The sequence below is a fragment of the Micromonospora sp. NPDC002296 genome (genome assembly GCF_040296145.1).
Classification (GTDB): Bacteria; Actinomycetota; Actinomycetes; order Mycobacteriales; family Micromonosporaceae; genus Micromonospora.
Genome location: NZ_JBEOWQ010000019.1, coordinates 43,363 through 65,472, shown reverse-complemented (window position 1 = coordinate 65,472; position 22,110 = coordinate 43,363). Strand labels below are relative to the sequence as shown.

Sequence of the window (22,110 nt, the reverse complement as noted above, 5' to 3'; positions counted from 1 at the left end):
GATGCTGTGTGGCCGGTCATAGCCTCAGACGTGGGAAAGCCCTTTCCCCGAGGTGGTGAACCCACCTTCCCCTGCGCGGTGACGGGCACTCCGCCAGGGCGCACGGTCCTCGGGCGTGGACCGACCGTCCCGAGCGCGCCACGACGCGCCTCGTCGTGGCCGCAACCACTTCCGAGAGCCGCCACCATCCTGCAAGGAGGACAGAAGTGCAGATCAGACGCGCCAGAAACCGGCACCCGCTGCTGTGGGCGGTGGGGGCAGGGGCGACCGCGGCCACCCTCGCCGCCGGCATGGGCTCCTCCGCCTTCGCGGCCGGTGTCTTCTCCGACAACTTCAACGACGGCGACGCCTCCGGCTGGTCCAAGTCAGGCGGCACCTGGTCGGTGCTCACCGACGGTTCCGGGGTGTTCAACCAGGCCAGCACCAGCAGCGAGCTGGCCCGGCAGTTCGCCGGCCAGACCGACTGGACCGACTACCAGGTGCAGGCCCGGGTGAAGCCCACCGGCTTCGGCTCCTCCACCGGGCTGGTCGGCCTCGCCGCCCGCTCCACCAGCAGCACCAAGATGTACCGGCTGGCGCTGCTCGGCTCCGGCCGGGCCGAACTCCAGGCGGTCAACGGCAGCCAGATCACCGCGATCGGCTCGGCCTCGCTCCGGGTCAGCGCCGGGAACTGGTACACGCTGCGGATCGAGACCAGCGGCAGCACCATCCGCGGCTTCGTCAACGGCACGCAGATCGCCTCCGGCAGCAACAGCCTGGCCGCGTCCGGCCGAGTCGGCCTGGTCACCGCGTACGCCGGCGGCAGCTTCGACGACGTGACGGTCGGCTCGGGCGGCGGCGGCACGCCGACCACCCCACCGTCGACGACCGCCCCGCCGACCAGCGCCCCGCCGACGACGCCCCCGCCGACCACCCCGCCGGCGAGCTGGCCGACGCCCACCAGCAGCCAGAAGGTCGACGCGACCATCCCGGTCTCCGGCACCCTCGACGGCGGCATGAAGCGCTACTACGGCATCGGCGACGGCGGCCAGTCCGAGAGCCAGGACCCGATGTTCGAGCTGGCCGCCGGGGCCACCCTGAAGAACGTGATCATCGGGGCGCCGGCCGGTGACGGCGTGCACTGCGAGGGCAACTGCACCCTGATCAACGTCTGGTGGGAGGACGTGGGCGAGGACGCCGCCACCTTCCGCGGCGGAACCACGTACACGGTCGACGGCGGCGGCGCACGGTCCGGCACCGACAAGGTGTTCCAGCACAACGGCGCGGGCACCGTCCACATCAGGAACTTCCGGGTGGAGAACTCCGGCAAGCTCTACCGGGCCTGCGGCAACTGCTCGACCTCGTACCAGCGGCACGTGGTGCTGGACAACATCACCGCCACCTCCACGAAGGTGCTGGCCGGCATCAACACCAACTGGGGCGACACCGCCCGCTTCAGCCGGATCACCATCCTCAACGATCCCAGCCACAGCACCAAGATCTGCCAGAAGTGGAAGGGCGTACCGAAGGGCAGCGAGCCGACCGAGATCGGCGAGGGCGCCGACGGCGTGAACTGCTTCTACTCCGAGTCCGACATCGCCTGGAGGTAGGGGAGCGGCGGCTCGACCCCGGGGGTGGGTCGGGCCGCCGAGGCCCTGCGGACCGTCCGCGTCCGCAGGGCCTCCCGCACCCGTCCGCCGATGGGCCCGTCGTGGTCGGTCAGGCCACCACCGGCACCGCCGCCCGCCCCGGGACGCCGCTCCCCTGAGGGCGCCGGGCCGTTCCCCCCGGGCTGGCATGGTCGGTGGGATCGTGGGTAGAACAGCCGCCATGGACAGCCTCGACCAGCCCAACGTCCTGCTCCCCGGCGACGTGCGGATGCCGCTGCTCGGCTTCGGCACCTGGCAGGCCACGGGCCAGGCCGGGTACGACGCCGTGCTCGCCGCCCTCGACGCCGGTTACCGGCACCTCGACACCGCCACCATGTACGGCAACGAGGAGGAGGTGGGGCGGGCGGTCCGGGAGAGCGGGCTGCGCCGGGAGGACATCTTCATCACCACCAAGCTGCCGCCGGAGCGGGTGGGACGGGAGCGGGAGACGATCGAGGCCAGTCTCCGCGCGCTCGGCACCGACCACGTCGACCTCTGGCTGATCCACTGGCCGCCGTCCTCACCGGCCGACAGCATCCCGGTCTGGCGGGAGTTGCTCGCGGCCCGGGACGAGAACCTGACCCGGGCGGTCGGGGTGAGCAACTACGGCACCGCGCAGATCGACGAGCTGATCCAGGCCACCGAGGAGAACCCGGCGGTCAACCAGATCCGGTGGAGCCCGTCGCTGTACGACCGGCAGCGGCACCTGGAGCACCGGGACCGGGGCGTGGTGCTGGAGGGGTACAGCCCGTTCAAGTCCAGCGACCTGGCGGACCCGGTGCTGACCCGGATCGCCGCCGCGCACGGCGTGTCGCCGGCCCAGGTGGTGCTGCGCTGGCACATCGACCACGAGATCGTGGTGATCCCGAAGTCGGTCACCCCTGAGCGGATCAGGGCCAACGCCGACATCTGGGGCTTCTCACTGACCGCCGAGGAGATGCGCGACATCGACGCCCTCGGCACCTGAGGTGGCAGGTTGGTACACGTTTCGCTGAATACATCGCCTGATGTATGGTCGCGGACGTGGATACGTTGACGTATGGGCAGGTGCTGGCTCGGTTCGGTCATGCCCTGTCCGATCCGATCCGCGCCCGGTTGCTGCTGGCGCTGCGGGAAAGCCCGGGGTACCCGGCCGAGTTGGCGGAGTTGGTGGGCACAACGCGGCAGAACTTGTCGAACCACCTGGCGTGCCTGCGGGGTTGCGGCCTTGTGGTGGCCGTGCCCGAGGGGCGGCGCAGCCGCTACGAACTGGCCGACGCCCGGTTGGTTCACGCGTTGGGTGACCTGCTGGGCCTGGTCCTGGCCGTCGATCCCGCCGCCTGCGCAGACGCGGACGAGAAGGACTGCTGTTGATGGCCTCCCCGTTGCTCCAAGTCGACCAAGGCACCCTCGCGGCGCGGCGCGCTGTGCTCGCTCGACGAGTACGGCTGCTCGTGGCCGCGACGATCACCTACAACGTGATCGAGGCGGTAGTAGCGATCACTGCCGGTGCGGCGGCGTCATCCACCGCGCTGATCGGCTTCGGTCTTGATTCGGTCATCGAGGTGTCCTCGGCGGCGGCGGTGGCGTGGCAGTTCGCCGGCCGTGACCCAGAGGCGCGGGAGAAGGTGGCACTGCGCGTCATCGCGGTGTCGTTCTTCGCGCTGGCCGCCTATGTCACCGTCGAGTCGGTGCGCGCACTCGCCAGCGATGGACAGGCCGAGCACTCCACCGTCGGTCTGGTCCTGGCCGCCCTGTCGCTGCTCATCATGCCGGTGCTCTCTGCCGCGCAGCGACGGGCAGGGCGTGAGCTGGGTTCCCGGTCGGCGGTAGCAGACTCAAAGCAGACCCTGCTCTGCACCTACCTGTCGGCCGTGCTGCTTGTCGGCCTGGGGCTCAACAGCCTGTTCGGCTGGTCTTGGGCCGATCCGCTGGCCGCGCTGGTCATCGCCGGGGTTGCGATCAAAGAAGGGCGAGAGGCATGGCGCGGCGACGCCTGCTGCGCGGTGCCTGTCAGCGCCGACCACCCACTCACCGTCCAGCCCCAGAACGCCGCCGCTTGCGCCTGTAAGCCCGGCTGCTCCTGCTGCGGTGACGCTCGATGACGACCGGTACTTGGATGCCCTCGTCGACTACAGCAGAGGGCGTCATTTCGTTCGGCTGGTTGCCTGGGGGTCAAGGGGTCTCGGGGCAAAGTGAAGGCAGACGTTGGCGCTCCTTCAACCAATCGGCGCGACCCAGACGGGGAAGGACGGCGGTAGCTGGTCCTCGTCAGCGGGCGAACCCGTGGCGGGGTCGACAGTCGCCAGGAGGCGCGCCGCCCGAGGATCGCGGCCTGAATACCGAGCCCTCGGGTACCGGCCGCCGGCAATCCATAGGTCCAGAACTAGAGCCACGACCGGGAGGCCGGATGCAGCGACCAGGCAGCAAACGCCTCGAACCGGCCCGGTGCGACTCAGCATAGGACGCTTGGTGCCAGGTGCGCAGCAGCACTGCTCGGCACCAACCGGCACAGGCCGACAACATGTGCCCGGCTCCCCCTGGCGGGGTTCCAGTCCTCGCCGGAGGATGTTCTCTGCTAGGTCCGGCAGGCAGTGGCGGCCGTCACGTTCTGTCGTCCCCGATGTACCGTCGGTGGTTGTTGTCTGTTGACGAGAGCTGGGGCGGGTTCCTCCTTCCTGTGCTGGGAGCGTCGTTGTGTCGCACGTCGATCCGCGTTTCGGGGCTCAGTTGCGGGCTCTGCGTGCCGGCCGGGGTCTGTCTCTGCGGGTGCTCGGGCAGCTCGCGCATCGGGGGAAGAGTCACCTGCATGATCTGGAGACGGGTGCCAAGGCTCCGACGCCCGAGACGGCCGGGCATCTTGATGAGGTTCTTCAGGCCGGCGGTGCGCTCGCGCGGCTCGTTGGTCAGCCTGTCGACCATGACGCTGAGGCCGACGATCTGCTTGCTCGGGTGCGTGTCAGCGATGTGAGCGCCGAGACGCTCACCCGGATCGAGGCGAGCGTCGACGACCTGGCCAGCGCGTACGCGACCACCCGGCCGGTGGACCTGCTTCCGATGGTGCGGAAGCACCTGGCGTATGTGGGCCGGCTGCTCGACGGTCGGGGGACTCTGGCGCAGCGGCGGCGTCTGATCGTGGCCGGCGGCTGGTTGACCGTGCTGCGTGCGACGGTGCACATCGACCTTCAGCAGCGTTCCGCAGCCGGGGCGCACCTGGTCGCCGCTGCCACGCTTGCCGAACATGCCGAGCATGCGGAGATCCAGGCGTGGTGCCTGGAGACCCAGGCGTGGGACCGACTCACCCAGGGTGAGCATCGACAGGCGATCGACCTGTCTCAGCAGGCCCAGCGGGTGGCACCTCGGGGAAGCTCGGCGCACATCCAGGCGACGGCCCAGGAGGCGCGGGGGTGGGCGCGCGTGGGTGACGTGCGGCGAACTCGTGACGCGCTGGACCGCCTGGAACGGTTGACCGCGAACCTGCCCGTGCCGGAGCGGGCCGAGCACCATTACCGGTACGACCCGACGAAGGCGCTGGCATACACGGCGACGACGCTGTCGTGGGCGGGTGACCCGGCTGCCGAGCAGGTGGCCCGGGTGGCGTTGGCGGAGTTGGACCCGCGCGGTGACGGGGGCGACCGGCCACGGCGGTCCGCATCTGCCCGCCTGGACCTGGCCCTGGCGTTGGTGGCCGCCAGCCAGCCAGACGAGGCCGGCGCGGTCGCCGCCGAGGCGATCCGTTCCGGGCGAGTGGCGCCGTCGAACTGGTGGCGGGCGCGCGAGGTGCTCCGGCGGGTCGAGCAGACCGGCACGGCAGAGGCGTCGGCGCTGCGCGAGGTGTACCAGGCGTACCGGCCCGTCGGCTGACAGAGGACAGCCGACCCGGCCAGCGGACACTCAACACCTTTGGGTAACCGCTCGATCGCTCAATGCTGTGTTCGAGGGCGGGATCGGCGCGAACACACCAGATGGCCGCAACCCGCTCGGAGCCGGGCGCGGCGGTGTCGGTCCTTCCAAGAGCACGCCGCCGCGCCCCTACCAGCGGAGGTGGGGATGAGTGACACCGGTCCGGTCGAGGGCAGAGGCGAGCAGATCCAGGCAGCGGAACGGGAAGCGGCGAGACGAAGACTGCTCGCACAAGCCGAGGCGGATCGGATACCGGTGGAGGAGACGACCCGGGCGGTGCCGGACCGGCGGTGGCGGCGTGAACACCCTTGAGCTGTTGCCGGTCGGTCGGCGGGTGGCGTACTGGCGGGGGCGGCGGAAGTTGTCGCAGCAGGTGTTCGCCGACCGGCTCGGTAAGTCGAAGAGCTGGGTCGACAAGGTCGAGCGTGGCGTCCGGTCCCTCGACAAGGTGTCCACCCTCCAGGACGTCGCCGCCGTCCTGCGCATTGACACCGTCGTGCTGCTCGGCCGGGATGCGCAACCCGCTGCGGTGGCCGAGCGGGTCGAGGGTGTCGAGCGGGTTGGTGAGGTCTTGTCGGCGTACGAGATCGCCCTGTGCCGGCCGGCGGTCCGCCGCGTCCTGCTGCCGGCGGACCGGTTGGCCCGGCAGGTCGAACACGCGTGGATCATGTTCGAGCACGCCCGGTACCCGCAGGTGATCGCCCTGGTGTTGGACCTGCTGGCCGGCGCGCAGCGCGTCCACGCCGACGATCCCGGGTGGGGCCGCCCACTGCTGGTGGAGGCGTACCGGGTGACCGCGTCGCTGCTGGTGAAGCTCGGCGAGGCCGATTTGGGCTGGCTGGCCGCCGATCGGGCCATGGCCACCGCCACCGGCGACCCCATGGTGGTGGCCGCCGCCACCGTGCAACTCGGCCAGGTGCTCCGCGCGACGGGGCGGGCGCGGGCTGCGATGTCGGCGACACTGGCTGCCGCGTACCGGATCGCCCCGCCCGACCCGGACGACGGAACACCACCGGAGCTGTCGCTGTGCGGGACGCTGCTCGTGCAGGCCGCCCTGGCTGCGGCCCGACACGGCGACGACCAGGCCACCGCCGACCTGATCGACGAGGCCGCCGGCATGGCGGCCCGGGTAGGCGACGGACACGACCACCACCGCACCGCGTTCGGACCGACAGCGGTCGACCTGGCCCGTGCCGCCGCAGCCCTCGAACTCGGGAACGCACACGACGCGGTCGCCTGGCACGAGAAGACCACCACACAAGACACCTGGCGATGGCTACCCGCCGAACACCGCGCCGCCCACCTGATCGACGCCGCCCGCGCCTACCTCCAAACGGACGACCCGATCAGCGCGGGCCGGACGCTGATCGACGCCGACCGCACCGCACCGGCCGAGGTACGCCAACGCCCCGCCGGCCGGGAGGTCCTCGCCCAGGTGGCCCGCGACCCCATGCTCCGGCCACGATCATCCAACTCGCCGCCACCCTCGGCGTGACCTGAACATGACCGCGCCGTTCCTGTCCCTGACCCAGATCCGCAACCGACTGGTCCTCACCGCCCGAGCGATTCTCCGCGACCACCGGTCCGGCCCGGACGGCCGCTGCCCCGTCTGCCGGACACCGGACTGCCCGGTGGCCACCGCCGCCCGCAACGTCCTCGACGCCGCCGAGAAAGTACAGCAGCGGAATACAGCAACCGAGCCGACCCCAACCGACCGGGACGACCCCCAACAGGCCGAATGACCCCGGAAGACACCCGATCCGACCGGCTCGCCGACAGTTCACACCGAAGGGGTCACCGGTTCGATAGCAGCATCGCCCACCAGGTCAGAGGGCACATCCAATCGACGGATGTGCCCTCTTTTGCGTCCTGGGCGGCAGGTTAGCCTCTGGCCAAACGTTCTGTCATGCCGATGAGAGGGCGTCGCGCCCGCTGTCGTACCGATGTGAGTTCGTCGAGAAGTGGCCGTTGGGCGCCGGCCTGGTCGCGCAAGTCTTGCATGGCGACCCGTACCTCTCGGCGATGTGCGGGCCTGCTGGCAGACGCTGATTGTAGGCGGGCTACAGGTTGTTGATTCGGGCCAGCAGCTCTGCCTCGGTCAGGTTTTCCAGGACCGCGTCCTGCTTGCGGCCCAGGACTGCCAGCAGCTTTTCCTTCTCCAGCTTCTTGGCTGCCGCTGCCTTCGCCGCCTGGTCCTCCGAGAGGCGGATGGCGATGACGTGCTTGACGACCTCCAACTTGGTCTCCAAGGTCGCCTTGGCCGGATTGGTCTCGGTGGCCACGAACGACTCGGTGTCGATGGCCTTGAGTTCGGCGTTGACCGCCTTGGCCACGTCATCGAGGCTGAAGCCGGACTTGGCGGTCAGCGGAAGCTCCCACAACTGTTCCGTGGTCAGCAGTCCCTTGGTCGACGGGTAGCGGAATTTCTCCCGCGTGGCCTTTTCAAAGATGGTCACGATGGCCTCTCTCCGATTTCTGGGTAGGAAATCAGAACTGGATACTGATGAGGTGGCGCCCGCCGCCGGTCATGGTCACCTTGGCGACCACAGAGCTGCGGACCGTGGAGCTGAAGCCGAGGCCGGACAGCTGATCCGGGGACGGCTCGCACTTGGTGCGATCGCCGAGAACCTCGAACACCTTGCGGTGCGGTTGCAGGTCGCCGCGGAGGAACTCGTTGTAGATTCCCCGGGTCGGCTGGTCGTTTACGCACCCTTTCAGGATGAAGAAGTAGTGGCGGTTGCCGACCTCGCCGTCGTCGAAGTAGTTCGGCGAGTACATGATGGTGGACACCGGCACGAACTGTTCGGTGGTGATTCCCCAGAGGTCCTTGCCTGCGCTGCCTTGCTGCATGCCCTTACCCGGCCGGAAAGCGGTGATCACCTCGTCGGCGACCGTCATCCGGCCCACGTCGACGGTCTCCTTGTGGCCGACCGCCCGCTCGTGGCTGTAATGCTCGATTTTCCCGTTGCTCTCGGTCTCGATCACGAAGCCGACCTCGGTGCTCTCCCGCTTGTGGAACTGGTTCACCTCGATCCGGTACTCGCCGTCGGGGACGTTGTCGGTCCAGGTGACGTTCTCCACCGGCTCGCGCGAGAACTTCCCGCCCGCGTTCATGTCGACGTCCAGCTTGTTGCGCTTGTCCTTGTACCAGATGTGGTCGCCGTTGGGTTCGAACACGTGCAGGTCGAGGTCGTCGTGGTTGAACCAGGACAGGCTCACCCGCAGCTTGCCGGTGACGTTGCCGCCGGCCCGCTTGACTTTCTCCTTGATCGAGTCGGTGACGTTGCCGTTGTAGGACCAGCCGAAATCGTTGTCCCAGGTGAACAGCCGCGGGGCGGCCGGGTGCCGGCCGGTGGTGAGACTGACGAGTTGCGGTTCGTGGCTGTTGGCCACCCACAGGTCGATGGTCGCGGCGCCGGGCAGGATGTCTTTCATGAAGGTGACCACGGAAATCTCCTCCGGCTTCGCGTCACGAAGGCGCGCACCTGCCGACCTCATGGTGGCCGCCTGCATGAGCAGCCCTTCGATGCCGTCCTTCATCCGCGACTGTGTGTCGTTGTCGACCCATAGCACGTTGGTGACCGACACATCGGACAGCCGGGCGAACCGTCGCTGCAACGACTCCTCGATGCCCAACTCGTCGATGGTCTTCATGGCAGCCTTGACCATGGCCGGGGTGATCAACGCCGTGGGGCGCTGGTAATTCTGCGGTGCCACCTTCGTCTCGAACGACCGGACCGCCTGCTCCAGGTCGACGCCTGCGGAGAGATCCTGGACGAGGGTGCCGATCACCGTGTTGCGGAAGCGGGCAGCCGGGTTCATGGCGTTGGCGAAAATGAAGGCCTGTTCGTCGGTCGCCTTCGTCCACCGGTTCTGCAGTGACCGGAACTCGGTCACCGCCCGACGATGCTCCGTGCCGCGGTAGAGGGCGTTGTCGTCGATGAGGTCGACGACGGTGTCCAGAGCGTGCTGGGTCAGCTCGGCCAGGCCACGCTGGAACACCTGCACCGCGGCGTCGAAGGCGCCCCGTGCCGCGCCGACGTCTTTGATGCGATGCCGCTTCTCCACCCGGCCGTGCAGGTGGTGCCACACCTCGACCTGGCCGTCGCGCAGCGTCCGAGTCGTCCTTGTCCCGTACTGCTCCTCGGTGGACCGAAAAATGGTGGACAACGGCAGCGTGCTGACGAACTCGTCCATTGCGGCGGCGACGACGGAGAAGACCGGGTCGGATGCGGACACCCCGGACCAGACGGAGCGGACCTGTCCGTTGTGGATCTCGACGATGTTACCGAAGTTCTTGATGAACCCACGGCAGGTCGAGCAGTCGTACTCGGACCGCTCGCGGAACCGGAGATTGGTGCCGGCGGGGAAGGAATCGAGAAAGGTGAGCCAGAGTGAGTCCCGGTCGAGACCGTCGCCGACGACGTACAACTCGCCCTTGGACATCGCGGACAGACGTATAGTCACATGCGTCACGAACTGCTGGAAATCGCCCACTGCGTCATCCTCCTTGATCATCGGAGATCCTACGAAGTGCCTGCAATCGGAGAAACGCATTTCCGGCTGTCCGCACGGTCACGGACGGGCGCCGGTGGCCGGCGGTCAGTCGACCGGATTCGCACACGGCGGTGGGGTGCCGAGCCGGCGGTCAGTAGCTCCGCCAGTTGGCCGGTGGCGCCGTTGAGCAGATCCCGGCTCACGCCGTGGTTGCCTTCCCCGGACACCGGCAGGCCTGGGTGGTCAGCAGTGGCCAGCGTGCTCGTTGCGTTGGGCGCTTGGCTGTTCCCGCAGACGCCCTCAGGCGAGGCGCCGCCGACAACGGTCCCTACCTCCGTGAGTACAACGTCTCTTACCCCGCAGCCGGCCCCTACCGCCGAGACGGCGACGCGGTGCCGCTGTGCCCGATGCAGCAGTTAACAGCAGCCTGTGCGAGTGCCAGCATCCCGAATGACAGCGCTAGGTAGTCACTTGCGAGCCGTCGCAACTACTTAGCGTGCGGATAAACCCGATTCCCAAGCTGAGGTTAGGCCTTTGAGCTTCCCCCGGTAGCTCGGAGGACGATCTGCACGGCGGCTTGGGCGGGAGTCAGGTGCGTGGTGTCGACGACCTCGGCCTCGGCATGCAGCCACGTGCGGGCCGCCTCGGCGTAGGGCTTGAGGTACTTGAGACGGAACGGCGACGGAACGGGGTGTTCTCCCTCGATACGCCCGCGAAGGGTGTCTTGATCAGCGTGGAGGACGAAGTGCCTTACCGGGATGGCGTGTTGGGCGAGGCCCGTACTGATTTCGCGCCAGTACTGCTCGACCAGGACAGTCATGGGTATCACCAGAGTGCCGCCGGTGTAGTCGAGCACGCGGCGAGCGGTCTCGACGACGAGCTGCCGCCATGGCGGCCAGTGCTGGAAGTTGTCAGTCTCGGGCAGCCCCGGCGTGATGTTCATGAGCGTCTCGCCGACCTTCTCGGCGTCGAACACCCGTGAATCCGGGATCAGTTGCTGCACGAGCGAGCTGGTCGTCGTCTTGCCCGCGCCGTGGGTGCCGTTGAGCCATACGATCACGGGACACATTAACGCGCGTGAGCAGCCGGACGATTTGCGCAGGACTGGTAAGCGAGCGTCAGGCAGCGAGGCAGCAAGGAGGCAGCGCGAGCGCCGGTGCTGGTCGGCCTCGAATGGCAAGCGATGACGGCGCCGTTCCTGTCCCTGGCCCAGATCCGCAACCGACTGGTCCTCACCGCCCGAGCGATTCTCCGCGACCACCGGTCCGGCCCGGACGGCCGCTGCCCCGTCTGCCGGACACCGGACTGCCCGGTGGCGACCGCCGCCCGCAACGTCCTCGACGCCGCCGAGAAAGTACAGCAGCGGAATACAGCAACCGAGCCGACCCCAACCGACCGGGACGACCCCCAACAGGCCGATTGACCTCGGAGGGACTCGTGGAACCGGCCGGTAGGCCTTCAATGCCTCGAAGAGCCGGAATGGTGTCGGTTGACGCACGGGGCGTGGCCGCCGCGAGGGCCACGCCCCGCTGCCCTCCGGGGTCAGAGTCGGGCGCAGGTCGCGCCGTTGAGGGTGAAGCCGGTCGGCGACGAGTACGCGCCGTTCAACGTCCCCTGGTAGCCGAAGCCGGCGGTGCCGCCCGGGGCGAGCGTGCCGTTGTGGCCGATGTTCCGCGCGGTCACCGCCGTCCCGCTCTGGGTCACGGTGGCGTTCCACGAGCTGGTTATCTGCTGCCCGGCCGGCAGGTTGTACGCCAGCGTCCAGCCGTTGATCGTCGACGAGCCGGTGTTGGTGATCTGCACGTCGGCGGTGAAGCCGTTGTTCCACGAGTTCGGCGTGTACTTCACCGCGCAGCCGCCCCCGGCCGGGGGCGTGGTCGGCGGGGGAGTGGTCGGCGGCGGGGTGCCGCCGGTGTTCACCGACTGCGAGAACGAGTTGACCGCCAGCCCGGCGCCGCCCTGCCACGGCTCGAAGCCGGCCTGGATGCTGGTGAGGTACCACGAGCTGGTGATCGCGCCCCGGTTGCGCGTGTCGTTGATGAAGTCCAGGACGTCGAAGCTCATCGAGGGGATCGCCGACGGGGCCAGGTACGAGATGACGTTGTTGCCGCCGTTGTTGCCCCGCCAGACCTCCCAGGTCCGTCCGGCGACTGTGGCGGTGCCGACCGGCGATCCGATGGGCTGGATCGAGCCCTGCCGGTTGAGCCAGATCATGATCTCCATCTGGTTCACCCCGTCGCGCTTCGGCGACGGGTCCAGCCAGATGTCGTACGAGGCGTTGTAGGTGGCCCCGCCGACGTAGTTGTAGCTGATACTGCTGGGCGCGCTGCTGATCTGGCTCACCTGGACCGGCAGGTTCGTGCCGGGGGAGCAGTTGGTGTAGTGGCACCCCACGAAGATCGACGGGTACGACACCGGCGCGCCGTTGGTCGGGGCGGAGCCCTGCTGGCTGGTGATGCCGAACCCGCTGCCGGTGACGTTGATGCACTGTTGCGCGCTGGTGCCCCAGCGGTTGTTCTGCACGACGTACTTCCCGCCGATGACCGTCGAGCCGTACTGCTCGCAGATCTGGGTGTCGGCGGAGGCGCTGCCGCCGAGGGCGACGGCGACGAGCGAGCCGGCGGCGAGCAGGCCGGCGGCCGCGAGGGCGCGGATCGGACGCTTCATGATGCTCCTAGGCTTCGGCGTCGAACGGGTCCGGAGGTGCGACGGGAGCGCTCCCATTCGCTGTGGACACATTCACATGCCTGAAACCTCCGCGCAACCGGGGCCGGCCTGTTCTCGCCGCGATGAGCATTCATCGGCGTGAATCACCCCTGGCGCTCGCCCGGCCGGCCGGGCCTCCGGCCGTCGACGCCGCCCTGTCGAGGGGTGACCCGCCCCGGACGAACGACCCTGGCGTGCGCCGATCGCACCGAGTAGTGTCTTGCCTCCAACGCGTGCCGAACTCCCCTCCGGAGGCGTACACCACGATGGGTGGCTCCCCCCTGCGCATTCTCGTCGTCGGTGCGGGCATCGCCGGTCTGGCCGCGGCCCGGGCGCTGCGGATGGCGGGTTTCCGGCCCGACGTCACCGAGAAGCTGCCCCCGTCGGAACTCGTCGACACCGGCCTCTACCTGCCCGGCAATGCGGCGCGGGCGCTGCGCCGGCTGGACCTCGACGGCCCGGTGCGCCCGCTCGGGCAGGTCGTGCACCGGCAGTGCTTCCTCGACGCCTCCGGCGCCCCGCTGTGCGAGGTCGACCTGGGCGCCCTCTGGGCCGACGTCGGCGAGTGCCGGGCGCTGCCCTGGTCCGAGCTGTACCGGGTGCTGCTCACCGGGGCCGGCGGCGCGGTCCGGCACGGGACCGAGGTGCGCGGGATCGAGCTGCTGCCCGCCGCCGTCGGCGTCACCTTCGCCGACAACACCGCCGCCGAGTACGACCTCGTGGTCGGCGCGGACGGCCCACGCTCGGCGGTGCGTTCCCTGGCCGCGCTGGGCGGGCCGTCCCGGCCGGCGGGCCAGGTGGTCTACCGGGCCGTGGTCCGGGGCGGCCCCCGGGTCGACGAGTGGACCGCGCTGCTCGGCCGGCAGGCCGGCTTCCTCGTCGTGCCGCTGGGCGCCGGGAGGCTCCACTGCTACGCCGACGAGGCGGGCACGGTGCCGCCGGCCGACCCGCCGGCCCGGCTCCGCGAGCTGTTCGGCGGGTACGGCGGGCCGGTGCCGGAGGTGTTGGAGGCGTTGGAACGGGTGCACGTCGGCATCACCGAGGAGGTTGAGCTGGGGCGCTGGTCCCGGGGGCGGGTGCTGCTCGTCGGCGATGCCGCCCACGCCACCGCCCCGACCCTGTCCCAGGGGGCGGCCATGGCGCTGGAGGACGCCGTGGTGCTGGCCGACTCGCTGAAGGGGGCCGACACCGTCGAGGTGGCCCTGACGGCGTACGAGAGTCGCCGCCGTCCGCGTACCCGGTGGGTGCGGGACCGGACCCGGGACCGCAACCGCACCCGCGACGTGTCGCCGGCGCTGCGCGACCCGCTGCTGCGCGGGCGCGGCGGGCGGATCTTCGGCGAGCACTACCGGTTGTTGGTCGACCCGCTGTGAAGGTTCGCCCGTGGGGCGGCCATCGTAGCCGCCCACCCCACGCGGCACCCCCACCTGCTGGGGACTATCCTCCCTACGGATGACGGCTCGCAGAGAATCACGCGTGCCGAGCGGCACAACCCAGAACCGGAGGCCACTGGTGACCACCGTCGCACCCAAGCCGGTCGTGACCCGGCCCTGGCCGGTACGAGAGCCGGTAAAGGGGTCGGCCTTCTCGCGGCTGCTGCGCACCACGGACGCGAAGCAGATCGGGATCATGTACATGATCACCGCGTTCGTGTTCTTCATGATCGGCGGCCTGATGGCGCTGATCATGCGGGCTGAGCTGGCTCGTCCCGGGATGCAGTTCCTGTCGCCGGAGCAGTACAACCAGCTGTTCACGATGCACGGCACGATCATGCTGCTGTTCTTCGCGACGCCGGTCGTGTTCGCCTTCGCGAACTACGTGGTGCCGCTCCAGATCGGCGCCCCGGACGTGTCGTTCCCGCGGCTGAACGCCTTTGCCTACTGGCTCTACCTGTTCGGCGGCCTGCTGGCGACCGGTGGCTTCCTCACCCCGGGCGGCGCGGCGGACTTCGGCTGGACGGCGTACACCCCGCTGAGCACGGTCGAGCACTCGCCGGGCGTCGGCGCCAACATGTGGGTCGTCGGCCTGGCCATCTCCGGTCTGGGCACGATCCTCGGCGCGGTGAACCTGATCACCACGATCCTGACCCTGCGCGCGCCCGGCATGACCATGTTCCGGATGCCGATCTTCACCTGGAACATGCTGGTCACCAGCCTGCTGGCGATCCTGATCTTCCCGCTGCTGGCCGCCGCGCTCTTCGCGCTCGCCGCGGACCGGCTGCTCGGCGCGCACGTGTACGACCCGGCCACCGGCGGGCCGATGCTGTGGCAGCACCTCTTCTGGTTCTTCGGGCACCCCGAGGTCTACATCATCGCGTTGCCGTTCTTCGGCATCATCTCCGAGGTCATCCCGGTCTTCTCCCGCAAGCCGATCTTCGGGTACAAGGGCCTGGTCGCCGCGACCATCGCCATCGCCGCCCTGTCGATGAGCGTGTGGGCGCACCACATGTTCTCCACCGGCCAGGTGCTGCTGCCGTTCTTCAGCTTCCTGAGCTACCTGATCGCCGTCCCGACCGGGATGAAGTTCTTCAACTGGATCGGCACCATGTGGCGGGGCCAGGTCACCTTCGAGACGCCGATGCTGTTCGCCATCGGCTTCCTGGTGACGTTCCTCTTCGGCGGCCTGACCGGTGTGCTGCTGGCCAGCCCGCCGCTCGACTTCCACGTGCACGACTCGTACTTCGTGGTGGCGCACTTCCACTACGTGCTCTTCGGCACGATCGTGTTCGCCGTCTTCTCCGGCATCTACTTCTGGTTCCCGAAGATGTTCGGCCGGATGCTCGACGAGCGGCTGGGCAAGATTCACTTCTGGCTGACGATGATCGGCTTCCACACCACCTTCCTGGTGCAGCACTGGCTCGGCGCCGAGGGCATGCCGCGCCGGTACGCCGACTACGCGCCGCAGGACGGCTTCACCACGCTGAACATGATCTCCACGATCGGCGCGTTCATCACCGGCATCTCGACCCTGCCGTTCCTCTGGAACTGCTGGAAGTCGTACAAGACCGGCCCGGTGGTCGAGGTCGACGACCCGTGGGGTCACGGCAACTCGCTGGAGTGGGCGACCAGTTCGCCGCCCCCGCTGCGCAACTTCGACCGGATGCCGCGGATCCGCTCCGAGCGCCCGGCGTTCGACGCGAAGTTCCCGGAGCTGGCCGCCGGCCAGAGCCTGGCCGGCCCGCCCGAGGGCGGCGCGAAGCCGCTGACCAGCGAGTCCAACGGTGGCGCCAGCTACCAGGAGGACACCGCCGGGAACCTCGACCAGCGCTGACCCGCACCGCACCGTAGTACGACGGGCGTCGCACCCCACCGGGGTACGGCGCCCGTCGTTTCTTCCCGTGGCGGATCGTTCAGGCCGGGGCCGGCTCGCCGCCAACCGCGGTGGCCGGGGCCGGGGCGGGGGCGCGGCGGTGGCGTAGCTCGGCGGGGAGCACGGCGGCGGCGATCAGCAGGCCGATCGCGCCGGTCACCACGAACCCCCACCAGGGCGCGGAGGCGTCGATCACCGCACCGGACAGCGGGGCGCCCAGCGCGATGCCCACGGTCACCGCGGAGCCGTGCAGGCCCATCGCCTCACCGCGCACGGCGGCCGGGACCAGTTGGCTGACCGCGTCGGCGGTGGCGGCGAGGGTCGGCGCGCAGAGCATGCCGGCCGGGATCAGCGCCAGGCTGAGCAGCCACCAGTGCCCGCCGCCCAGCCCGACCGGGATGGTGCACAGGCCGAGCGCGGCCACCAGCGCCAGCGGGGACACCTGCCGGCTGACCGCGCCGTACGCGAAGCCGCCGACCAGCGAGGCGACCGCCCACGCGGCGAGCACCGCGCCCGTCCAGCCGACCTCGCCGCCGGCCCGCAGCACGGCGACCACCGCGACGTCGGTGCCGCCCAGCACCAGCGTGCCGGCGAGGCTGGCCACCAACAGGGCGACCAACCGGGCCGTCAGCCACTCCCGGCGGGGCACCCGGCGGTGCTCGCGGGGCGGCTCGTCGGTGGCGCGGGTGGGCGGGTTCAGCAGCCAGAGGGCGATGCCGGCGGCGACGACGCCGGCGCCGACCGCGTACAGGGTGAACCGGGCGGACACGGCGGTGGACAGCGCCACGGCGAGGGCCGGGCCGACCATGAACGACAGCTCCATCGACATCGAGTCCAGCGCGTACGCCGGGCGCCGCCGCTGCGGCGGCACCAGCGCCGCGATCGACTGCCGGATCACCGAGAAGATGGGCAGGGCGAGCAGCCCGGCGACGAACGCGGCCGGCAGCAGCACCGGATAGGGCAGCGCCGGCGCGGTGGACCAGAAGACCCCCTCGGCGACGGTGGTCAGGGCGAGCACTGGGCGCAGGCCGTGCCGGTCCACCAGCCGGCCGAGCAGCGGGCCGCCCAGCGCCGCGCCCACGGTGGTGGCCGCCCCGACCAGGCCGGCCGCCCCGTACCCCCGGCCGAGGTCGAACACCACGTGGAAGGTGATGGTCACCCCGGTCGCGGTGAGCGGGACGCGGGCGAGCACCGACACCAGCAGCAACGACCGGAGACCGGGCAGGGCGAGCACCTGCCGGTAAGGGTTCATGTTCACGACGGTCCGTACCTCCGGCGACATCCTCGCCCCCGGGTACGACATCCGCCAGCGGTTTACCGCCTCAGGCGGCCCGGATCACCGGCTCGCCGTGCATGGCCACCCCGGCACCCTCCATCGCCCGCAGCGCGACGTCCAGCGTCTCCGGCGCCACGGCGGCGGTCAGATCGAGCAGCACGGTGGTGGCGAACCCCTCCCGCGCGGCGTCCAGCGCGGTGGCCCGTACGCAGTGGTCGGTGGCGATGCCGACCAGGTCGACGCGGTCCACGCCCCGGGCGCGCAGCCAGTCGGCCAGGCACTCGCCGTCGTCGGCGTGCCCCTCGAAGCCGGAGTACGCCGCCGCGCGCTCGCCCTTGTGGAAGATCGCCTCGACCGGTCCGGTGGTCAGCTCCGGGTGGAACTCCGAGCCGGCCGTGCCGACGACGCAGTGCACCGGCCAGGAGTCGATGTAGTCCGGCGGGTCGCCGAAGTGCGCGCCCGGGTCCACGTGGTAGTCCTTCGTCGCCACCACGTGGTCCCAGCGGTCGGGCTCGGCGGCGAGCAGCCGGGAGATCCCGGCGGCGACGCCCGCACCGCCGGCCACCGCGAGGGACCCACCCTCGCAGAAGTCGTTCTGCACGTCGACGATGATCAGCGCGTTGGCCATGGCAGGGGTGCTCCTTCGCGGTGCGGGTGAGCGGGGTGGCGGGGTGGCGGGCGCGGATCAGCCGGCGGGAACGACGGTAACCGGGATCGCCGGGTCGCCGGCGGAGAGCTTCAGGCCCTCCCACGGGATCGAGATCAGGCACTGCCGCAGGTGCTCCCGCGACTCGTCCAGCGTCGGCAGGTCGACCGGCTCGCCGCCGGCCACGTACGACCGCTGGAGCAGCCGGTCGTGCGGCTGCCGGTCCGGCACGCCCTGCGGGACGACGACCTCCTCGGTCGCGGTGCCGGTCGGCTTGTGCCGGCGGACGGCCACCTTCCGGCCGCCGATGGTGGCCTTGTGCTCCGAGCGCTTCACCACCGGCTGCCCCGCCACCTCGACCAGCTTGTAGACCAGGCCGGCGGTGGGCGCCCCGGAGCCGGTGACCACGGCCGTGCCCGCGCCGTACATGTCGACCGGCTCGGCGGCGAGCGTGGCGATGGCGTACTCGTCGAGGTCGCCCGAGACGATGATCTTCGTCTCGGTGGCGCCGAGGGAGTCGAGCAGCTCGCGGGACTGCTGGGCGATCACCGTCAGGTCGCCGGAGTCGATCCGGACCGCGCGCAGCTCCGGCCCGGCGACCTCGATCGCGTTGCGGATGCCCTGGCTGATGTCGTACGTGTCGACCAGCAGCGTGGTGTCCTTGCCCAGGGTGGCGACCTGGGAGGCGAACGCCGCCCGCTCGTCGCCGTGCAGCAGGGTGAACGCGTGCGCGGCGGTGCCGGCGGTGGGGATGCCGTACCGCTCGCCGGCGGCCAGGTTCGAGGTGAACCGGAAGCCGGCCAGGTACGCGGACCGTGCCGCGGCGACCGCCGCCTCCTCGTGGGCCCGCCGGGAGCCCATCTCGATCAGGGTCCGGCCCCGGGCCGCGGTCACCATCCGGGCGGCCGCCGCGGCCACCGCGCAGTCGTGGTTGAGCACCGACAGCACCAGCGTCTCCAGCACCACGCACTCGGCGAAACCCCCGGAGACGGTGAGGATGGGGGAGCCGGGGAAGAACAGCTCGCCCTCGGCGTACCCGTCGATGTCGCCGGTGAAGCGGTAACCGGCCAGCCACTCGGCGCCGGCGTCGTCGACCACCCCGGTCCGGCGTAGGAAGTCGACCTCGTCGGCCGAGAAGCGGAAGTCGCGGATCATGTCGATCAGCCGGGCGGTGCCGGCGACCACTCCGTACCGGCGCCCGGTGGGCAGCCGGCGGCTGAAGACCTCGAAGACACACGGACGGTCGGCGGTGCCGTCCCGTAAGGCGGCGCTGATCATGGTCAGCTCGTAGTGGTCGGTCAGCAGCGCGGGGCGAAAGGTGCTCACCTGACCAGCCTAGAGTTCACTGCGCAGGCTCGCCCTCCTGGCCCGGGTACGACCGCAGCGCGGAGCGCAGCTCGGCGCGCCCGGTCACCCCGAGCTTGCTGTAGACGTGTTGCAGGTGGTTGTCCACGGTCCGGCTGGACAGGAAGAGCCGCTCGGCGATGGCGCGGCTGGTCGCGCCCTGCGCGGCGAGCCGGGCGACCTCCCACTCCCGGTCGCTGAGGGCGGGCTGCCCGAGCCGCAGCGCCGGGGTGTCGACCTGGTCGCACCGGCCGAGAAGTTCGCCGAGGCGCGCGTGGGCGGTGGAGGCCGAGCCGGACCGGCGCCGCCGCAGCCGGCGGGTCGCCGCCGCCGTGGCCTCGGCGGCGTACACCCGCAGGTCCAGCCCGGCGAAGGCGTCGGCCACCGCGAGCAACTCGTCGGCCGAGTTGCCGGCGGCGGCCCGGGCGCACCGGGCCAGCAGCGACGGCAGCGGCCCGTCGACCCGCTCGGACAGCTCGGCCAGCCGCTGAGCCACCGTCCGCCGGCCGCCGTCGCCGCAGGTCGGCCCGACCAGGGCGGTCGCCTGGCCCAACCGGACCAGGTCGTGCAGGACGAGCACCTCGTGCCCGGCGAACCCGTCGTCGCGGAGCCGGTCGGCCAGGGCTGCGAGGTGCTCGGCGGCGCCGGCCGGGTCGCCGGCGGCGGCGAGCACCGCTCCGCGGGCCTGCTCCAGCCAGGGATAGAGCACCGCCATCCCCGGGGCGTGGGTGCGGTCCGCCTCGGCCATCGCCTCGACGGCGTGCGCGGCGTCGCCCCGCAGCGCCGCCGCCTGGGCCCGCTCGGCGTGCGCCAGGCCCGCGTACACCCGGCTGGTGGCCAGCACCGCGCACGCGCCGAGGCTCGTCCTCAGCGCCGTGCCGCTCTGGCCGCGCAGCCGCGCCGCGTACGCCTGGAGGATGGCCAGGTAACCGGTGCCGAGCCGGAAGTCGCCCGCGCCGGCGAGGTCGGCGAACTCGTCGGCCACGATCGCGTCGATGCCGGCAAGGTCGCCGGCGAGGGCCAGCCGGGTCCCCCGGGCCAGCTCCAGGGCCAGTTGGAGGTAAGGCATGTCGCCGCGCCAACGGGACATCTCGGCCTGCACCTGGTGGATCGCCGCGCCGCTGAGGGTGAGCTGTCCCTGGGCGGCCTGGAGATGCGCCAGGGTGCACCGGGCGAGCTCGCGGGCGGCCACCCCGGCGGCCGGGCGGTCCAGCACCGCCCGGGCCAGCCGCACCGCCGGGCCGGTGTCCAGCCGATGCAGCCGCATGATCGCCTCGAAGGCGTTCACCCGGGCCTGGTCGGTGGCGTCGGGCAGTTCGCCGGCGCGTGCCGCGAGATCGTCCACGGTGGACTCCTGGCTGAGCCCCCAGTAGCTGACCATCCCCCGCACGGTGAGCCACCGGCTGCACCGCCCTGCCCCCGCCGCGTCGTCGGCGACCGCGTCGAGCATCACGATCGCCTCCTCCGGCCGGTCGGCGAACATCAGGAGGGTGGCCAGCAGTTCTGCGGCGTCGAAGCCCCCGTCGGCGTCCAGCGCCGCCCGGGCCAGCCGGGTCGCCAGCGGCACGTCGTACCGGGCGAACGCCTGGGTGGCCGCGCCCAGCAGCAACTCCGGGTCCTGCGCGGTGCCGGAGTCCAGCCGCCACACCGCCACCCGCAGCAGGTCGTCGCGGCGCCGCGTGCCCACCGCCTCCACCAGCTCGGCCAGCCGGGCCTGCAACCGTCGGGTGCGGCTGACCGGGCAGCGCCGCCGCATCACCTCGCCGTAGAGCGGGTGCGCCAGCCGAACGTCGGTGCGGCGGTCGTTGCGCTCCACCGCGATCAGGCCGCGTTCCTCGGCGGTTTCCACGTCGGCCGGCTCCACCGCCTGTCCGAGCAGGTGCAGCCCGAGCGGCTCGCCGAAGGCGACCAGCTCCAGCACCGCCCGGACCCCGGGGGTGAGCTGCCCGATCCGGGTGTCGATCAGCTCGGTGAGGGTGGGCACCAGCGTCAGCCGGCCGGTCCACCGCCACATCCCGTACGCGCGGGTCAGCTCGCCGGGCGGGGCGGCCATGACCAGCTCGCGCAGGAGCAACGCGTTGCCGCCGGAGAGCCGCCACAGCCGGTCGGCGGAGCACGGGTCGACCGGACCCTTGAGGATGGCGGCGAGCAGGTCGGTGGTGTCCGCCAGCCCCAGCGGGGGCAGCTCCACGTGATCGACCAGACCATCGGTCCACAGTGCCCGGATCGGCAGTGGTAACTGCTCGCCGTCACGCAGCGTCCCGACCACGGTGGCGTTCTCCGCGCGGCCGACCAGGTGCACGAGCGCGGCCGACGGCGGGTCGAGCAGGTGTGCGTCGTCGACCGCCAGCACGATGTGCCGCCCGGCGGCCTGCTGCTGCAACTGCTGCACCGCCCAGCGCAGCACGCCCGCCGGTGAGAGCCCCTGCGGCTGTTCGGCCGGGAGCAACTGGACCAGCCCGCCGAACGGCAGCGCCGCCGTGGTGGCGCTGGCCGAGACGGTCCATACGGCGTACCCGTCGGTGGGGACCCCGGCCAGCGCCTCGCGCAGCAGCCGGCTCTTGCCGACGCCGGCCGACCCGCTGTAGAAGAGCCCGCGCCCGTCGGCGCCGGTCGCCGCAGTCAGCAGGCGGTCGAGTTCATCCCTGCGGCCGACGAACTCCCACCGACTCATCGGGGCAGCATATCGACCGCAGCCGGTACGCGTGCGCGCCGTGACGCTCCGAAGTTGAGTAATCTGTCGATCGGCGCTGAGTATCGGCTTTGCGGGGTTCATGTTCCCGCCGGCCGTACTGTTCCCGCATCCGGGGTGTCCCTACCGG

General features: G+C 70.8%; 18 protein-coding genes. 10 read left to right on the top strand and 8 right to left on the bottom strand.

Features of this window, described 5'->3' with window-relative positions; all coding sequences use genetic code 11:
• The first annotated feature begins 206 nt into the window (after window positions 1-206).
• From ABT023_RS17095 to ABT023_RS17065, 7 genes are all read left to right on the top strand, one after another.
• Complete coding sequence (locus ABT023_RS17095) at window positions 207-1,589, top strand: pectate lyase (RefSeq protein WP_350886373.1); 1,383 nt, start codon at window positions 207-209, stop codon at window positions 1,587-1,589.
• 220 nt (window positions 1,590-1,809) lie between these two features.
• A complete protein-coding gene (locus ABT023_RS17090) occupies window positions 1,810-2,595 on the top strand; it encodes an aldo/keto reductase (protein WP_350886371.1) in 786 nt (261 codons plus the stop codon).
• A gap of 56 nt (window positions 2,596-2,651) precedes the next feature.
• Window positions 2,652-2,981, top strand: a complete 330-nt coding sequence (locus ABT023_RS17085; protein ID WP_502890695.1) for an ArsR/SmtB family transcription factor — start codon at window positions 2,652-2,654, stop codon at window positions 2,979-2,981.
• Window positions 2,981-3,712, top strand: a complete 732-nt coding sequence (locus ABT023_RS17080) for a cation efflux transmembrane domain-containing protein (RefSeq protein WP_350886367.1) — start codon at window positions 2,981-2,983, stop codon at window positions 3,710-3,712. The genes ABT023_RS17085 and ABT023_RS17080 overlap by 1 nt, the downstream gene beginning before the upstream one ends.
• 553 nt (window positions 3,713-4,265) lie before the next feature.
• Window positions 4,266-5,471 (top strand): helix-turn-helix domain-containing protein, encoded by a 1,206-nt coding sequence (locus ABT023_RS17075; protein WP_350886471.1) that lies wholly within the window; start codon window positions 4,266-4,268, stop codon window positions 5,469-5,471.
• Window positions 5,472-5,808: 337 nt separating this feature from the next.
• The gene (locus ABT023_RS17070; RefSeq protein WP_350886365.1) at window positions 5,809-7,005 is read left to right on the top strand and encodes a helix-turn-helix domain-containing protein; all 1,197 of its coding nucleotides are present in this window, start codon (window positions 5,809-5,811) and stop codon (window positions 7,003-7,005) included.
• 7 nt (window positions 7,006-7,012) lie between these two features.
• Window positions 7,013-7,252, top strand: coding sequence for a hypothetical protein (locus ABT023_RS17065; RefSeq protein WP_350886363.1), 240 nt, complete (start codon window positions 7,013-7,015; stop codon window positions 7,250-7,252).
• A 318-nt stretch (window positions 7,253-7,570) separates the two neighbouring features.
• Here the strand turns inward: ABT023_RS17065 and ABT023_RS17060 are convergent, their stop codons facing one another.
• The 3 genes from ABT023_RS17060 to ABT023_RS17050 form a co-directional block, all read right to left on the bottom strand.
• Window positions 7,571-7,966 (bottom strand): hypothetical protein, encoded by a 396-nt coding sequence (locus tag ABT023_RS17060; RefSeq protein WP_350886361.1) that lies wholly within the window; start codon window positions 7,964-7,966, stop codon window positions 7,571-7,573.
• A 31-nt stretch (window positions 7,967-7,997) separates the two neighbouring features.
• Entirely contained in the window at window positions 7,998-10,007 is a 2,010-nt protein-coding gene (locus ABT023_RS17055) for a DUF8224 domain-containing phage-derived protein (RefSeq protein WP_350886469.1), read from the bottom strand.
• Window positions 10,008-10,533: 526 nt separating this feature from the next.
• Window positions 10,534-11,067: an AAA family ATPase gene (locus tag ABT023_RS17050; RefSeq protein WP_350886359.1), complete on the bottom strand. Its 534-nt coding sequence runs from the start codon at window positions 11,065-11,067 to the stop codon at window positions 10,534-10,536.
• Between the two features lie 123 nt (window positions 11,068-11,190).
• On the opposite strand from ABT023_RS17050, the gene ABT023_RS17045 reads away from it, so the two are divergent.
• Window positions 11,191-11,430: a hypothetical protein gene (locus tag ABT023_RS17045; protein WP_350886358.1), complete on the top strand. Its 240-nt coding sequence runs from the start codon at window positions 11,191-11,193 to the stop codon at window positions 11,428-11,430.
• 119 nt (window positions 11,431-11,549) lie between these two features.
• Here ABT023_RS17045 and ABT023_RS17040 read toward each other — a convergent pair whose 3' ends face one another.
• Complete coding sequence (locus ABT023_RS17040) at window positions 11,550-12,674, bottom strand: glycoside hydrolase family 12 protein (RefSeq protein WP_350886356.1); 1,125 nt, start codon at window positions 12,672-12,674, stop codon at window positions 11,550-11,552.
• A 305-nt stretch (window positions 12,675-12,979) separates the two neighbouring features.
• Between ABT023_RS17040 and ABT023_RS17035 the strand changes: the two genes are divergently transcribed.
• Both ABT023_RS17035 and ctaD read left to right on the top strand, forming a co-directional pair.
• Entirely contained in the window at window positions 12,980-14,086 is a 1,107-nt protein-coding gene (locus ABT023_RS17035) for an FAD-dependent monooxygenase (protein WP_350886467.1), read from the top strand.
• A 139-nt stretch (window positions 14,087-14,225) separates the two neighbouring features.
• The gene (ctaD, locus tag ABT023_RS17030) at window positions 14,226-15,983 is read left to right on the top strand and encodes an aa3-type cytochrome oxidase subunit I (protein WP_350886354.1); all 1,758 of its coding nucleotides are present in this window, start codon (window positions 14,226-14,228) and stop codon (window positions 15,981-15,983) included.
• Between the two features lie 79 nt (window positions 15,984-16,062).
• Here the strand turns inward: ctaD and ABT023_RS17025 are convergent, their stop codons facing one another.
• The 4 genes from ABT023_RS17025 to ABT023_RS17010 are packed head-to-tail and all read right to left on the bottom strand — an operon-like array spanning window position 16,063 to window position 21,962.
• Window positions 16,063-17,304 carry an MFS transporter gene (locus ABT023_RS17025; RefSeq protein ID WP_350886466.1) on the bottom strand — a complete coding sequence of 414 codons (1,242 nt, stop codon included), beginning with the start codon at window positions 17,302-17,304 and terminating at the stop codon, window positions 16,063-16,065.
• Window positions 17,305-17,344: 40 nt separating this feature from the next.
• A complete protein-coding gene (locus tag ABT023_RS17020; RefSeq protein WP_161687566.1) occupies window positions 17,345-17,926 on the bottom strand; it encodes an isochorismatase family protein in 582 nt (193 codons plus the stop codon).
• A gap of 57 nt (window positions 17,927-17,983) precedes the next feature.
• Complete coding sequence (locus ABT023_RS17015) at window positions 17,984-19,270, bottom strand: nicotinate phosphoribosyltransferase (RefSeq protein ID WP_350886352.1); 1,287 nt, start codon at window positions 19,268-19,270, stop codon at window positions 17,984-17,986.
• Between the two features lie 16 nt (window positions 19,271-19,286).
• On the bottom strand, window positions 19,287-21,962 hold the full coding sequence (locus tag ABT023_RS17010) for a LuxR C-terminal-related transcriptional regulator (RefSeq protein ID WP_350886350.1): 2,676 nt from the start codon (window positions 21,960-21,962) through the stop codon (window positions 19,287-19,289).
• Window positions 21,963-22,110: the final 148 nt, after the last annotated feature.